The sequence below is a fragment of the Staphylococcus sp. EG-SA-2 genome (genome assembly GCF_017152085.1).
Genome location: NZ_JACYHC010001053.1, coordinates 1 through 761, shown reverse-complemented (window position 1 = coordinate 761; position 761 = coordinate 1). Strand labels below are relative to the sequence as shown.

The window sequence follows — 761 nt, the reverse complement described above, 5'->3', positions numbered from 1 at the left end:
CCATAAAGCCGAAGATTTCACTATATGAAAACATATGAGTAAATAACCCAAGGAATGATGGACCGAAGCCGACACCTGCATCTAGACCAACGTAAAAAGTAGATGTCGCGATACCATATTTAATCGGAGGTGAGACTTTTATCGCAATAGATTGCATTGCAGATGATAAATTTCCATACCCTAAACCTAGGCAAGCACCAGCAAGTAATATTAACCAGCTTTGATAGCTTGAAATTAAGCATACAAATGAAAGGAAAAGCATGATAAATGCTGGGTAGACAATAATATTTTCATTTTTATCATCCATCAATCTACCAGCAATAGGTCTAGTAATTAACGATGCTATAGCATAGCAAATAAAGAAATAGCTTGCTGCAGTTACTAGGTGTCGCTCTAAAGCAAATGCTTGTAAATAAGTTAGGATGGACGCATAGGTAACGCCAATTAAAAGCATAATTACAGCAACAGGAATGGCCTCTTTTGCAATAAATTGATGAATACTAAATCTTGGTTTATCAATGACATTAGTTTCAGTTTTATTATTTGTTACTTCGAAATCAACTTTTATAAATAATGAGATAATGAGTCCGAGTATGCCTAATATGACACAAATAATAAACAGTAAATCAATTGGGTATTTTGTAATAAGTAACATGCCTAGAAATGGGCCAATCGCTGTACCTAATACTAAACTTAAGGAAAATAAACTGATGCCTTCACTTTTTCTATTAACAGGGGTAACGTATGCCGCAATAGTACCT

1 protein-coding gene is annotated in these 761 nt (G+C 34.4%); it reads right to left on the bottom strand.

Features of this window, described 5'->3' with window-relative positions; translation table 11 throughout:
• The coding region (locus tag IDG60_RS17850; protein ID WP_206161014.1) for an MFS transporter at window positions 1–761 on the bottom strand (761 nt) is incomplete at both ends.